We start from the raw sequence: 14573 nt of genomic DNA, 5'->3' as shown, positions 1-14573 counted from the left end.
GTGGTGAAACGAATGAGCAACAGTAAGAGCGGCTACAAGGTACCTAATGCGTCTAGCGCCTTTATTAAAGCGCCTCAAGCATCATCTACAGGCAAGAAGCCGACCGTACGTAAAGGCGGCGATCTGCGCACCAAAGGAAGCAAGTAACACATTCTATATCTCGCTTGGGGACAGCGCAAAAATCCCCTCTAAGGAGGACTTATGACTGACATTGATACAAGCGCAGAAACGATGGAGGTCGCTGAACCATCAATCGAAACAGCGGATAGCGCTGATTATGTAGATACAGAAGTTGATGTCGAGGAAGTACCGGATGCGGATGAGTCAGTAGATGATGAGGCTGAACTGGAGACTCCTGGACGAGACTTCGAAAAGGACCGGGCGTATGCAGAGCTTCGCCGTGCCAAAGAAGACGCCGAGCAAAAGCTTAAAGAGCGTGATAGTTGGGTTGCCCAGCAATTCGGTGAAACACACGGATTACATAATTGGGACGACTATCAGAGGGCGCTTGCAGAGGAAAAGAGACGCCAAGAGTACAGTGAACAGGGCCTTGATTACGATGTGGTAAAGAAAGCCGTTAAAGAAGAACTGGACAGCCATCCCGAGGTTGTAAAATCCAGAGAAGCGAATCAGCGCGCAGCTGTAGAAGCGCAAATAGCCGAATTTAACATGGCATATCCGGAGTACAAGTTATCATTTTCAGAGCCACAAGCTCTCTTTAAGCTCCCTAATGCAGAGCAGATCGCAGAGAAAATCAGACGGGGTTACACCATTGTTGATGCTTTTGAAACAACGAACCGAGAGGCAATCATCGAAAAGCGTACCAGGGCCGCACAACAGGCTGCCAGAAACAATATTAACAGCAAGCAGCACATTAAGTCGTCCGGCGGTTCCGGTGGTGATATTGACGCGTTGAGCGTGCCTGATGATGTGCTAGAGATATACCGCAAAATGAATGCGAAGGATCTCAAGTCCGGAAAGATGAAAGAGTCGGATTTCATTGCCCACTATAAGAAAAGTAACAAGAAATAAGGAGGAAGACAGATGGCATTTATCCCTGTTAAATCATTAGACGGAGCAAGCGATCCATTCGAATATTTGCTTCTAACTGATAACGAAGGTGTGGTGCTCGGCCAGGCTTTGGTGCAAACCAATGGCCGGTTAACCAAAGCAGGCGCTACAGCAACGCCTGAGTTTATCGCACAGAGGACACAAGCAGCTGAGACTACGAGCACGAAGCCGATCCCGGTTACTCGTGTGGACGAGGTGAGGGAGTTCGAGGTTCAGTCTACTGCGACAATCGCACAAACTGATGTGGGATCCAAGGTGACATTGCATACAGACGGACTCCGCGTCACGGCCACGAAAACTAACGGTACATTCCTGATAAGCGCAACAGATGGAGCAACAACAAATTCAAAAGTACGCGGGTATTTCCGGCGATAGGAGGCTAAATATATGGCAGGTGTAGTAATTTCAAAAGCGAGTGGTGTCAATGATTCAGTGTTTGGCAAGTCTCAAGAGCCTCTTAAGCTGTATGTCGAACAACAAATCGAGGCGTTTGAGCAGCATTCCATCATTTCTAATGTGTTTTACGAGGACGACACAAACAATTTCGCAGAAAAGTACGGATATGAAACGTCTCTCGGGGACTTTGAGGCGGTAGGTGAGGGCGGAGCTTATCCGCGTAATACCTTCCAAGAAGGTTTCAGCAAAGTGATCGAACCTGACGAGTGGAAAAACTCCTTTGAAATCACCCAACAGATGGTTGAAGACGGAAAAATCGGCAAAATGCAGCAGCGTGCCGGTCAGTTTACACTTGCTTATAACCGTGGACGCGAGAAGTTCGCTACTGGCATTCTGAATAATGGATCTTCTGCCACAATGGCATTTGGTCCTAATAATAAAATATTCGATATCACTGCGGCTGATAAAAAGCCGTTATTTGCAACGGATCATCCTTCTGTAACTGGAGGATATGGAACGCAATCTAATTATTTTGGACTCCCTTTCTCATACGATGCCCTGGCACTAGTTGAAGAAGCTATGCAAAACTTCCGAGACGACGATGGAAACCTGCTCAATTTGATGCCAGACACAATTATTATCCCGAACAAAGCCCGAATCAAGAAGACTGCATTTGACGCTGTGGGAGCCGATGGCATTCCAAACACCGGGAATAACTCGTTTTCTTACCAGTACGACCGCTGGAACATCATCATCAGCCCATACTTAAACAATGCTAATGGAATCACGGCTGGCACGGATAGTTGGTATATGATGGACAGCACATTTAACCAAAACTATTCCGGTCTTGTATGGCTTGAGCGTCTGGGACTGACGGTAAAATCCTATATTGATGAGAACACGGACAACAACGTATGGAAGGGCCGGGCCCGTTTTGGCGCTGCTCCTAACAACTGGAGAGCAATCGCTAAGGTCGATCCTGGTCTGGGCACGATTCTGACTTAAGGGGTGAGAGAATGGGTTACACCGGATTAGACATTGACGGTAATGTAACGCTGCGTACCGAAACACTCGGCGGCGTGACGCTTGTCAGTGGAGACGTAACATTATCAGCTGATCAGGCAAAAGCCGGCCGCATTGAAGTGACGACTGGGCACGCTACGAACGCTGTGATCGTGCCGAAGGTCGCTGGCAAAATGTATATCGTTAAGAATAATGACGGTACCTTGGTGGCAAGTATCAAGGTGGCTGGAGGCACGGTTGTTTCTGTCGCTGCCGGCAAGACGGCAATCGTACAAGTGAATGGTGCGGGAACACAAGTGGAACGTGTAACACCGGATGCGTAAACAGGCATAGGAGGGCATAATTGCTCTCCTTTTTTATTTTATTAAGGGGGAGAGCTTATGTACTCAAGGGATACAATAAAGGGAAATTTGACCACTCCAGAGCGTGTAATGTTGTGGGAAATGATGCAGACCATGGATCGAATCTTAGATAATTTGGTGGCTTTGAACAAACATAACGAAGAACAAAATCGGGTCCATTCCCGTGAACATAAATCAGAGGACACGAAGCGTCCGGAAGTACTGAAAAGAAAGAGAAGAGGTGCTGTTTAATGGCGAACTATTCCGTATCCAAACATACCGCTGTAACGGTGGGTAGCTCCAGTACAGCCATTAACACAGGCAACTCCACCCGCAGGTACCTATTGCTTGTGAATGACAGCGATGAGGTTATTTACGTCAATCTCGGCGGCACAGCTGCTTTAAACACGGGTCTGAGGATCAACCCGAACGGTGGCAGCTATGAAATGACAGCAGCGCTAGGAAACGTTTATCAGGGCGTGATCAATGCGATCAGTTCAAGTGGTAATAAAGTTTTACTCGTAACCGAGGGTGTTTGACATGGGACTGACGGTTGCTCAAATTATCGAAATGGCTGACCGGAAATATCCAAATGCAAGGTCAGAGGCGGACAAAATATATGATATCAATGATCTAAACAAACGCCTTCATCGCAAATTTAAAATACCTGCAGCAGAGTCCTTTGAAATTTTAGCCGGTCAATCAAGCTATCCTACAGGGATTGATACAGAGAAGTTTATAAGCATAGTTGTTGATGGACGAGAATATCGACATAAGCAGTTAATGGCCTCTTCGTCATGGGCAAGTCGATATTATACGAATCTGGGTGGCTTTACAATTCTTCATCCTACTCCGGACATAGACAGTACCATGACCATTTACCATTACGGAACTCCTCAAGTAATAAGTAAGACCAGTGACATTCCTTCCTTACACGAAGACTACCATATGATCTTTGTTTACTACCTCTGTAAGCAGGCTGCAGAAGAACAAAGGGACGATATAGGCAATGTATTCATTGGGGATTACATCGATCTGGAGAAGGATATCATGACGGAGTTTCAGGATCCAGAAGTCATAACAATTACGAACGAATCGGGGTGGTGATATGGGGCAAAACGTTGCAGAACAAATGCAATTAGGATTTAATTCAATCTTGAATTATCGCGCTTGGAATGAAGTTACGCATATTGTTAGTACCTATGGAATTTACCCCGGACCAGATGTAACCGTCAAGCTGCAGGAGTTGGTTAACAAAGCAATCGCAGAGGGTAGGAAAGCTATCTTTTTCCCACGCGGCGATTACTATGTAACCTCACTTGTTAATGCGGAAAAGGTAGTGTTTTTTGGCGATAACGCGAGGTTTGTCGGAGGGTATTCCGGTATTATCCAGCAATTAGGGAATGTGCTGAGTTACTTAAAAACCACAGGAAACATCTCGTTATTTGTCGCGCCGACTGGTAGCAATTCTAATGACGGGTTATCCTCGGGAACAGCACTAAAATCTTTTAATGTGGCCGTTTCGCGGTTGCCTCAGATTATAAATCATGTTGTGACTATTAATGTCGCTCCTGGACTATATGACGAAGATTTTTCTTTAGGCGGTTTTACAGGTTCGGGTGTCATAAGGGTTCTTGGCGCCGGGAGCTTAACTGAATCAACGAATTATAAAATTAGGTCGTTTGGTGTCGCCAACTGTTTAACTCCAGCATATATAAGGGGATTTGAAGCGACCATAACAGAAAAAAATGCATTTTTGTTTGATAATTCCTATCGATTCCAGTTAGATATTTGTAGGCACGTGATTACAGCCACCATACAAGGTGCTACGGCCAAGTCGGCTATGGGGGTGATTAGCGGCTGTGAATTTTCAGGGAAATATGCCGCGATTGCTTCGGAGATCAATTCGAAAATATATTCAACCAATAACTCGGGAAGTGGAAACACTTTTGGTCTACTTGCCATTGAAGGCGGCACAATATCAAAATATCTATCACAGCCAACAGGTGGCAATGATGCAACATTTGGGGGAGGAGTCATCCGATGATCGGAATCCTATACAATAAGTCCGATAATGTGATTATTGCAATCGTAGAAAACGTAGTCTCTCATTCAGATATTGAGATTATCGGTGTTAATAGCACGATCCAAAACATCGATTTATCGCTTACGGATTATGTGTTAAAAGAGGCGACACAACAGGTCGTGGGAGAGGTCCTGGCAGACATGAGTGACTTGAGACTACAGTTACCTCCAACCTATGAAAAGAGGTTGGAGATGGTAGAACAGATGATGATGACACTCATTCAAGTTTAGGGGTGAACGATATGAAGGTATTTTATGACTTTCTGCGAGGGCAGTGGCTGCTAGGGCAGATAGAGGAAACGAACATCCAGAATGCTTTGACAAAAGGGTACCTCACTCAACAAGAGGCACAAATGATACTCGATCTGCCTAGAAGGGATCAGACAATGACATGAGGCCTTTACCACCAATACGTAATAAGCCGGCCATCATTCAGCGAGAGTTTAAGGGCGAGAGTAGATTAGATGCTCTTTCCATATCACCTCAATTTGCAACCGAAACAAAGAATCTAACCTCGGCGCTATATCCGGCTTTGTCGGTGCGTCCGGGGTTTTCTGTTTTAGATACTGCAATCGGATCCAAAGTGCTTGGATTAGGCGTTTGGAAAGACACTGAGCTGCATGCAGTATTTAGTGATGGCACATGGCGTAAATGGATCGGCTCGACTTGGAGCGCTCCATTGGTATCCGGGCTAGATGTATCAGTGATGTGGTCCTTCACCAATGTTAAAGCCAACCTGTCGGACGTTCATCTGGTTGGGACGAACGGCAAAGATGGAGTAAAAGCATATAACGGCAGCTCGGTTTCGAATCTGGGGAATCCAGTTGGGAAATTAAATTTTGTTGAGCAATACTATGATCGCTTGTGGGCTGCTGTTAATAACACCCTTCATGCTACCGCGGGTGGCAGTGCTGACAAATGGCAGTTGTTTAATGGAGACGATGAAGACTCTTATTTCATTGGCATTGATACACCAGATGGCGAGATGATCACGGCTGTTAAAGCTGGCATCGGACATGTCACCATCTTCAAACAGAGCAGCATGCATGAGATGTTCGGAGCTATGGTATCTACCTTTCGAGTCCAACCGGTTACGTTTGATACCGGGGCCATCAATAACCGTTGTGTCGTCACAATCAACGGTGTTATGTATATTCTTGATCGTAAAGGGATCTATGAGTATATGGGAGGTTCGGCGCCGCGCAAACAATTTTCCGCACCTGTGCAATGGTATGTGGACCATATAAACGTTGAGGCCCGGGATACTTGCTCACTTGGCACGGATGGAAAGAAACTATTTGTGTCTATACCAATCGGCAATAGCCTGTTCCCGAACGTAATCCTGGAGTATGATCCGACAAAGGATATCTGGTTCACTTGGCGAGACATCCAGCCGACTTGCTTCGCTACCATGGGCGGTGTGCTTTATGTAGGAGATCATAACGGTCGTGTGCTGAAACTTGGAGGTGCCGCCGATAACGCTTCGCCTGTTGCGTCTACATGGGTTTCTAAGGCGTTTACCGCCCCGTCCATGTCACAGTGCATCCGGTGGTTGAAAGCTTGGATTACGGCCAGTATACCGCCGGGTGGCACGATGAAAGTCTACATGAGCAAGCAAGTAACCGGGGATGATGATTGGGTGCTTGTCCAAGACATACCTTCCGGTTGGCTCAGCAGCCGGCCTATCTATATCCGGTCCAATGTGGCGGTTAATGCGCGGTACATACGGCTAAAGATTGAATGTACCGGACCGGTAACGATACACGAAATAGCAAGGGAAGAAGATTATTTACCATTAAGGTAGGAGGGTCACATGGGAAATCTTAATTTGCCACGGGTAGAACCGGGAATGACTCCAGAACAACTAGGTAACCTTGTTGGATTAATAGCGAAAGAAGTTAATTACCTTATGGATGGCATGATCGGTAATGAAAACATTCGTGCGAAATCAATACAAGCCGATCGGATCGATGTCAAAGAACTCTCTGCATTTACTGCGGACATTGGTCACATAACTGCTGGATTGATCGAAGGTATCGTGATTAAAGCGAGTCAGTTTGTGGGTGGGACAATCAACATTCAAACAGATGCCACAATCGGAAATAATGTATACCTCGGCAATCAACTGGACGGAAACATAAAATCAATTAGATTTTCGAACTCTCCCGGGTCTGCTGCATATATCCGGTATCTATCAGGGGATATTTCAATTAACGCTGACGGTTTTATAGCATTAAACATAGGCAGTCCCCAGGGGTTAGTGGTCAATAATATTATTTTTGCGGAGGATGTAAGAATAGGTGGTCAGTCTGTTTTAAACAGGTTGAATAACTTGGAGAACAGAGTAGCCCAGCTGGAAAGCAGGCCCTTTTATCCACCTCCGTCACCTTGAGAAATACTGGGATAAATGGTACTGTGGTTCTATTAAATTTTACAGTGGCGGTGCCAATATGACAGTCGAACAAATATTATTTAAAGTCTTTATGATGATTTCCATGTACAGTTCGCCAGAAACGATTGTGACCCAACAAGATAATGTAATTATGCTTAACGGGGGTCACTGGAAGCAGAAGATGACGGTTGTATTTACATCATCCATCAGCACTGAGAATCCAATTCCGGAATTAACTTATGAAGTGATTACGGAAGACATAGCATCTGCAACCACAGTAACAAAATAAAAAGAGCTCTCACCATTAGGTGGGGGCTCTTATAATTAGGAGATGATATAATGGAAACAGAGACAGTAAGTATAGTAAATGAGACAATCGCTAAAACCTGTGAATGGGTACAGCTGGTAGTAGAAAGAAAAACCTCCAGCCAAGAACTGCATATTCTGCCGGAGGTTATAAACGGACTTGCAAACTTAATACAGGCAACTACGTCTCGTCACAACCTTTAACCACACCTTTTAAAATAGTTTGATACACGTTAACGACTTGATCAGCAAGATATTTGTTACCGTTATTTTCATTGATGGGTGGAATGATATTAATATTCGGTAAAACAGCAAGAGTTAGTTCTTTAGCAATTTCAAGTTCAATAGTTGTAGCCATGTTTTTACACCCCCTCTCATAAATATAAATATTACCAGAGTAGGGATATTTGAGAAAGATGAAGTATTGTAAATACTTGTAACCATGTGATAAAATTAATGCAACAAGTGTAAACTAAAGTAAGACGGGTCGCAACCCCGTCTCCTGACAACGAGAGATTAACCAGGCAGCATTTCTCAGGTAATGCAGAAGAGAAAACCCGCCTTAGGCGGCTAACCTATTTGCGGTGGGTTTTTCTCTTGCTACGCTTACGAATCCAGCGGTAGAGCTTCCGAACGCCAAACACAATGCTCAGCAAGGAAGCAAGTACCTTCAGGATGTCGCCAATCGTTTCAAGAGTGACCAAGTCGCATCACCTCCTTTCGTAAGGAGGTAGGTGCTGCTGGTCGCCCACCCGTGTCAGTGAAATTATTATATCAGAAATTGGAAGAGTCTAGTAGATGCTAGGCTCTTTTTGTTATTCGGAGGTCGAGGTATTTGCAGGTTATTTTCTCTTCCCATGCTAGGTCAAGGTGCAAGCAACAGAAGGTGGACATTGAAGAATTACGAAATGAATTGAAGATACTGCCGAGTATTAACGGAAGAGTAAGGTGGGTTTGCAAGAACAAAAACGTTGTAATTCTGGACGTTAAAGATAAAAACGTTGCAATAGTAATCACTGTGATTTCTTCATGGAAATTCAAGGAATCGAAAAAGGGTTATCGAACAAAACGTCATTAAGGAGGATGAACATGGCCTATCAATACCGCAAACCGGTTGACGATGATGTTCCTTATGAACAAAGGCTTATTAACTACTCGCAAAATAAAGATGGTGGCAAAACTGAGTACCAACGTGCGATGGAAGTGTTTAATGCAGCTAGTTCACTTGGTGACACGGATAGAGCAGCTGGGGCCAAGAAATGGATGGGACAAATTGATGTAGCAACGGGTGGATACGCTTCTAAAACAAATGATTTCACCGCTGAAAGAAACAATGCCCTTCAACAATGGGTTGATATAGCCAGACAGAAACCTACGCAGGTTACGGCGCCAAAACCATTCTCGTATGACCAGAACACCGATCCATACTACCAAAATGCATTGAGGCAAGCGCGCACTAACATAGCGACTGAGCAAAACAATACCATGGCCAAGCTCCGCGGCAGCGGACAAGGTAACTCATCGCTGTCAGAAACACTTTCACATCAAATAGCAAATAAGCAAATGGAACGAGTGGATACTCAGATCCTGCCACAACTCATTGACCAAGCATATACACGGAATCAGGATCAGAATAAATGGGACTTCGATATCAACAAAGAAAACTATAACCGGGATAACGAATACAAGAGCGCACTGGCAAGTGTTCTATCTACTTATAACAACCTTGGGCAGCAAGAGTTCCAAAATAACATAGCTGAATCAGCGCTAACCGGTAAGTACGGCGGTGAGAACACCATGGATACACGCGTCAAGAATATGGACATGTTGTTTAATTTCATGGATCGCACAGGCAATATCGGTACACCCGTAGATGATTGGATGAACTTAGGCAGGCAACCTTCATTAGGGCGCACGATGCAGGGACAGGCACAGGATCACAACCAAAAAATAACGACATCTGCTTTAACGGGTTACCTAGATAATCTCCCAACATTAGAACGTGAGAAATTTGCAGAGAATGTTAAGCAATTTGGGGTAGAAGCTGCTATGAGACAACTGGAAATGGCTGCAAATGACAGTTATAGAGCATCGCAACTCGGACTTTCGATGGATGGCCTGGTACTGGATCGCGAAAAATTCAGTTGGTCAAAAGATGTGAACAATCCAGACAACCAATTCAGATTGGCCCAGTTAGATGAGTTGAAAAACAAAGGGCAGCAGCAAATAACGGCAGAAGACTATGCAAGTTATCTAGATAAGGCAGTCACTAAAGATGATGAAGGAAATGTAATCACTCCTAAAGAGCAATTAGAGTTGATGATTCTTGGAGGAGGGTTATCCGACAAAGAAAATGCCAAACTGTTTGCTAGATATAAATTGGATATGACCGAAGAACAGAAGAGACTACTAGATACACCGGGAAACTGACATCCCCCGGGGCTAGTGGAATTCCACAGGCATACCGGGGGTATTATTCTAACGCTGCCTCTCAAACCGGATTAGATATCGGTTTGTTGGGTGCGGTATCAAAGGCAGAGTCTTCTTTTAATCCCAAAGCCAAAAGTCCAGTAGGCGCAATGGGTCTTATGCAACTGATGCCAGCAACAGCTAAAGAATTAGGAGTGGATCCAAACGATCCTGCACAGAACGTTATGGGTGGAGCTAAGTACCTAGCATCCATGATTGGTAAATACGGAGATGAACGTTTGGGAATTGCTGCATATAATGCGGGTCCAGGCAATGTCAATAAAGCGATAAAAAAGGCCGGCTCCCGTGACTGGAATACGGTGTCTAAGTATCTACCGAAGGAAACACAGAATTATGTTCCAAAAGTTATGAAAAACTGGGGGAGGTGAGTGGATTGGCTTCACTCTTTGACGAAAATCGTAAAAGGTTAGGGATCAGCAATGGAGGCTCTCCACAAACCAACGGGAAAAGTCTGTTCGATGAAAATCGTATGAGACTTGGAATAATCGAAGACACTCGCCCCTCATTCTCTGAGAAAGCAGCCAACGCGCTTACGCAGGTTGGTAGTAAGATCGGTCAACTAGGCATATCAGCCGGTTATAAGCCGCCAACCTATGACCCTATGAGCGTGGTCAATTCGAAGAGTTTATACAAGGATATTCCCGTTTCTCCTGTTGATCTTCAGCGCACTAGAACGCAACAAGCGATCAATAATGATCCGAGTAACTCCTTCTTGAAAGCTATTAAAGACAACACGGTTGATCTTTATGCTCAAGGAATGGACAGCCTCTTATATAACACGACACCCGGCAAGGTAATTCAAAACTTCAACCAAGGTGCATCCTCTGTGATGGGTGCGCCTATACCTGTACCGGCTCAATCAACTGGCAGTAAAGTCGGGGATATGGCCGCTCAAATAGCCGGTGGTCTCGGAGGTTTCTTTGTAAATCCCGGACAGATAGAAATGAACGTGGGTAAGACTTTTTTTAGCGGACCCATGCTTGGATCCGCATTAAATAAGACAACTCAGAAATTAGGGGCACCAACTTTAACAGGCATTCCCCGATTAGCAGCTCAAGAAGCACTAGGATCGGCTGCCTATGCGGTACCAAGAACGTTGATGACCGGTGGAGATTTTAATGGGGATATGCTTGAGAATGTACTCTTTGAAGGCGCGGTCGGTGCAGCTGGTGGTGCAGCTTTAGGCGGTATTGGATCAGGGATAAAGGCTCTCAGAAAAGGTAGTGTTCCTAAACTACAAGAGTTACCGCCTGCCGCAGTTGCAAGGCAAGAACTACCTATGTCCTCAGTGGCATTGGAGCAACCTTCGCTAGCCCCATTGAGCGCTTTGCCTGAACCCTCAGTTTCTGGCCAGAGGTTCAAAATGCCTAGCTTGGATGAACTAACTCGGTCAACCGATGATCCTGTACCTAGCCTTTACAATAAAGAATTACCGAAAGCGGAAGCACAGATTATTGGCCCAGAAATTAAACCATTAAAGGAACGTGGCACATTTAGAACATTAACCCAGTCACCTAAAGCTACAGAAACATTCAAAGAGGGCGCAGAGCAGTTCAGACACTACGAGCCAACTACTAATGCTTCAGCGGTGGCAAAGGCGAATGAGCGCGTCTTAGACCTTGATAAAACATCAAGGGAATTGCTGACCCAGACCACTCGCTTTAGTGATGTAGATGTCACTACTGCTTATCGTCTGATTGATGAATATCAATCAAAAGGAATGACTGATAGAGCTATTTTAGTTGCAGAGAAATTAGCTGAACAGCTAACTAAAACCGGGCAGGCCCTTCAAGCCGCAAGTTTGTACGATAAACTCACACCACAAGGTGCTCTTGTTTACGCAGAAGGTCTGGCTATAAATATTAGTAAAAGATTACGACCGGGTAAAGAGGTAAAAATCACTCCAGAAATGGCTGATCAAATCGAAGGTTTAGCAGGTACTGTTCAGAAAATGAAGGGGAATAGTAGCGCGTCTGCAAATGTGATGGACATACTAGGGAAATATCGTGCAGGTCAAAAGGTAAGCGATGAAGAAGCTACTGCGATCCGGCAGTTTGTACAAGACGCGAAATCATTTGTCTCGACCAAGACTAAGCAACCTCGTACGGCTAAGCCCCCTAAAGAGCTGTCTGACAAGCGCGTGAAGGATAAAGTGGTGAGTTTCCTTGAAGCGCAAGAACAGGCGGCGAAGGAGCGTTTGAGAGCCAAAGGGATTCAAATCTCATCAGGTATTGACCCTGAAATCGTGCTGAACTATGCAATTATTGGAGCCTCCAAGATGGCAAAGGGAACAGTGAAATTTGCTGATTGGTCCACCGCAATGGTGAAGGAATTCGGTGAGGCAATACGGCCGAAGCTTGTGGAAATTTACGAGAAGGCACAAGAGCAACTTAGCATGAGCAGCAAAAGAATCAAGGAAGAAACAATATCGGAAGCAGAGAAAATTGCAGATCGGTTCGTCAAGAATCGAGACTTAACCCCTGAACAGGTCACGGAGATCGAGGAACTTGCAAAAAGGGTATCGGGTCTATCGGGCGAGGCTAAAACAATGGCGAGTCAGGATCTTCAAGCGGTTCTTAATTCTTTAGAGAGATCTGGATTACTAAAAAAGATAGATACAACTCAGACAATCGGGCAGCTATTAAATCCTAAAACGCTTGTTCGGAATATCATCGGAAACGAAATTTTCTATCGTCTTGAGCGAATAAACCGTACAGTATCAGTGCCGGTCGACTGGGCAACCTCTACAATCACCGGGAAGGATCGAACCATCACGATAGCAAAAGGTGGTTGGGAGAACTGGTTTGCTCCCACGAAAGATTATTTTAAAGGTTTGAACGTTGGTGTTAAAGCCGGATGGAAGGGTGTGAACCCGGAAGGATTAACGACCGCCTATGATCTTAATGGTAAGACGTTCCATAGCAAGTTAAACCCTCTCACATACTTAGAGAAAACGCTAGGAGCAGCTCTGAAAGGGTTTGACTACGCCGCATACAATCGGGCTGTTAACCAACGTTTACGCGAAATGGCACATTTGGACGGGATGAATAAAGGTCTCAAGGGAAGTGCCTTAAAACAGCATTCTGAGCGATATATGATGAACATTGATAATAACGTTAAGGCCATCGCTGACGAGTATGGCAAGTATGTTACATTACAGGATGATAGTTTAATTGCCCAAGGGCTACAAGGGACGAAGAGATTACTGAATTTGAGACAAGATTTTGGTATTGGATCATTGGTTTTGAAATACCCAAAAACACCGGGTAACATTATCACCCGAGCTCTTGAATATTCTCCTGCCGGATTCTTAAAAGCCGCCTATGAATTAGCAGAACCCTTTCTGAAGAAAGGTAGTATAAAGACTCGGGAAGATGTGATCCTAACCACTATGAGGGCTTTTGTGGGGACCGGAATGACTGGATTGGGTTATTATCTGGCAGATACCGGAATAATTACCGGTGCATCTGACAAAGATCGAGATGTACGGGAACTTGAACGTCAGGCAGGGCAGGGGCAATATCAGATTAACGGAAGCGCCCTGCAGCGGTGGTCGAAAGAGCTTGTTTCTGGAAACTTTAAATCAATGAAAGAAGCCGCGAATTTACGTGAAGGCGACACGCTGTTCAACTATGATTGGGCCCAACCTGTAGCGATGACTCTTTCAGCCGGTGCTAATATAGCTGAATCTTCAAATGATGGAAAGAAAGCCACAGACGCAGCTAATGGCGCTCTCAGTACAGCTTACGATTCCCTAACTGGAGGGTTGAATACGATTGGTGAACAATCAGTTCTAAAGGGATTAAAAGACGCATTTGCAACCTCGTATGGGGAAGAAAATTCAGTACGTAAATTCGTTGATAACGTTGCAACCAATGCGCCTGCGTCATTCGTTCCTACAGCTCTCAACCAGATCAATCAATTACGCGATAACACAAAACGTGAGACGTATGATCCGAGCAAGCTTCAACTGGCACTTAATAAGGTCAAAGCAAAGATTCCGGGTCTATCTGACAAGCTTCCACAATCGATTGATACTCTAGGTAAAGGAAAGACTATTATGCAAGACAATAGCTTATTCAACGTCTTCCTGAACCCTGCATTTACGAATAAATATCAGGTATCACCAGAGGCGAAGAAAGTGGTGGACCTGCTTAATGCCACAGGAGACAAGCGTATTGCGCCGCGGGTCGTAGACAAAACCATCAGCGGTACAGATAGAACGACCAAAGAGCCCAAGAAAATAAAACTGAGTCCAGATCAATTTGTTAAGTACCAAAAAACAGTCGGGGACGAGGCAGCGCGCCTGATCGCTAAAATACCAGACACAAAGAGCAATGATGCAAAGGTGAAGTCAATGATCAATGCTCTAACCAAGGCCGGTGAGAAGGGTCGTAAAGAGCTGAAAAAAGAACTCAATCTAAAGTAAGAGAGCCGATCATCCGATCGGTTCTTTCTATTATAAAGGA

The 14573-nt window shown here is 44.9% G+C and carries 18 protein-coding genes; 16 read left to right on the top strand and 2 right to left on the bottom strand.

Annotated elements, in window-relative coordinates; all coding sequences use genetic code 11:
* Positions 1-12: 12 nt before the first annotated feature.
* From EDM21_RS25240 to EDM21_RS12540, 13 genes are all read left to right on the top strand, one after another.
* The gene (locus EDM21_RS25240) at positions 13-147 is read left to right on the top strand and encodes a hypothetical protein (RefSeq protein ID WP_268893076.1); all 135 of its coding nucleotides are present in this window, start codon (positions 13-15) and stop codon (positions 145-147) included.
* Positions 148-201: 54 nt separating this feature from the next.
* Positions 202-1032 carry a hypothetical protein gene (locus tag EDM21_RS12595; RefSeq protein WP_157335954.1) on the top strand — a complete coding sequence of 277 codons (831 nt, stop codon included), beginning with the start codon at positions 202-204 and terminating at the stop codon, positions 1030-1032.
* Positions 1033-1044: 12 nt separating this feature from the next.
* Positions 1045-1446 (top strand): hypothetical protein, encoded by a 402-nt coding sequence (locus EDM21_RS12590; RefSeq protein WP_157335952.1) that lies wholly within the window; start codon positions 1045-1047, stop codon positions 1444-1446.
* Positions 1447-1458: 12 nt separating this feature from the next.
* Positions 1459-2472 carry a phage major capsid protein gene (locus EDM21_RS12585; RefSeq protein ID WP_157335950.1) on the top strand — a complete coding sequence of 338 codons (1014 nt, stop codon included), beginning with the start codon at positions 1459-1461 and terminating at the stop codon, positions 2470-2472.
* Positions 2473-2483: 11 nt separating this feature from the next.
* Positions 2484-2813 (top strand): hypothetical protein, encoded by a 330-nt coding sequence (locus tag EDM21_RS12580; RefSeq protein ID WP_157335948.1) that lies wholly within the window; start codon positions 2484-2486, stop codon positions 2811-2813.
* Between the two features lie 57 nt (positions 2814-2870).
* A complete protein-coding gene (locus EDM21_RS12575) occupies positions 2871-3083 on the top strand; it encodes a hypothetical protein (RefSeq protein ID WP_157335946.1) in 213 nt (70 codons plus the stop codon).
* Positions 3083-3370, top strand: coding sequence for a hypothetical protein (locus EDM21_RS12570; protein WP_157335944.1), 288 nt, complete (start codon positions 3083-3085; stop codon positions 3368-3370). Before EDM21_RS12575 ends, EDM21_RS12570 begins: the two co-directional genes overlap by 1 nt.
* A gap of 1 nt (position 3371) precedes the next feature.
* On the top strand, positions 3372-3938 hold the full coding sequence (locus EDM21_RS12565; protein ID WP_157335942.1) for a phage adaptor protein: 567 nt from the start codon (positions 3372-3374) through the stop codon (positions 3936-3938).
* 1 nt (position 3939) lies between these two features.
* Positions 3940-4878 carry a hypothetical protein gene (locus EDM21_RS12560; RefSeq protein WP_157335940.1) on the top strand — a complete coding sequence of 313 codons (939 nt, stop codon included), beginning with the start codon at positions 3940-3942 and terminating at the stop codon, positions 4876-4878.
* Positions 4875-5147, top strand: coding sequence for a hypothetical protein (locus EDM21_RS12555; RefSeq protein ID WP_157335938.1), 273 nt, complete (start codon positions 4875-4877; stop codon positions 5145-5147). Before EDM21_RS12560 ends, EDM21_RS12555 begins: the two co-directional genes overlap by 4 nt.
* A gap of 448 nt (positions 5148-5595) precedes the next feature.
* The gene (locus EDM21_RS12550) at positions 5596-6720 is read left to right on the top strand and encodes a C2 domain-containing protein (protein WP_157335936.1); all 1125 of its coding nucleotides are present in this window, start codon (positions 5596-5598) and stop codon (positions 6718-6720) included.
* 9 nt (positions 6721-6729) lie between these two features.
* On the top strand, positions 6730-7308 hold the full coding sequence (locus tag EDM21_RS12545; RefSeq protein ID WP_157335934.1) for a hypothetical protein: 579 nt from the start codon (positions 6730-6732) through the stop codon (positions 7306-7308).
* A 58-nt stretch (positions 7309-7366) separates the two neighbouring features.
* Positions 7367-7597 (top strand): hypothetical protein, encoded by a 231-nt coding sequence (locus tag EDM21_RS12540; RefSeq protein ID WP_157335932.1) that lies wholly within the window; start codon positions 7367-7369, stop codon positions 7595-7597.
* Between the two features lie 198 nt (positions 7598-7795).
* On the opposite strand, the gene EDM21_RS12535 is transcribed toward EDM21_RS12540, so the two are convergent.
* Both EDM21_RS12535 and EDM21_RS25235 read right to left on the bottom strand, forming a co-directional pair.
* The gene (locus EDM21_RS12535) at positions 7796-7972 is read right to left on the bottom strand and encodes a hypothetical protein (protein WP_157335930.1); all 177 of its coding nucleotides are present in this window, start codon (positions 7970-7972) and stop codon (positions 7796-7798) included.
* A gap of 217 nt (positions 7973-8189) precedes the next feature.
* Positions 8190-8318 (bottom strand): hypothetical protein, encoded by a 129-nt coding sequence (locus EDM21_RS25235; RefSeq protein WP_268893075.1) that lies wholly within the window; start codon positions 8316-8318, stop codon positions 8190-8192.
* 385 nt (positions 8319-8703) lie between these two features.
* Between EDM21_RS25235 and EDM21_RS12530 the strand changes: the two genes are divergently transcribed.
* Genes EDM21_RS12530 through EDM21_RS12520 form a run of 3 tightly spaced genes read left to right on the top strand, consistent with a single transcriptional unit; the run spans position 8704 to position 14533 of the window.
* Positions 8704-10044: a hypothetical protein gene (locus EDM21_RS12530; RefSeq protein ID WP_157335928.1), complete on the top strand. Its 1341-nt coding sequence runs from the start codon at positions 8704-8706 to the stop codon at positions 10042-10044.
* A complete protein-coding gene (locus EDM21_RS24990; RefSeq protein WP_166541989.1) occupies positions 9993-10472 on the top strand; it encodes a transglycosylase SLT domain-containing protein in 480 nt (159 codons plus the stop codon). Before EDM21_RS12530 ends, EDM21_RS24990 begins: the two co-directional genes overlap by 52 nt.
* A 5-nt stretch (positions 10473-10477) precedes the next feature.
* The gene (locus EDM21_RS12520; protein ID WP_157335926.1) at positions 10478-14533 is read left to right on the top strand and encodes a hypothetical protein; all 4056 of its coding nucleotides are present in this window, start codon (positions 10478-10480) and stop codon (positions 14531-14533) included.
* Positions 14534-14573: the final 40 nt, after the last annotated feature.

The organism is Paenibacillus lutrae, from assembly GCF_009757775.1.
Classification (GTDB): domain Bacteria; phylum Bacillota; class Bacilli; order Paenibacillales; family NBRC-103111; genus Paenibacillus_F; species Paenibacillus_F lutrae.
Note: the sequence above shows the minus strand (reverse complement) of the source record. Positions and strands in the feature narration are given on the sequence as shown.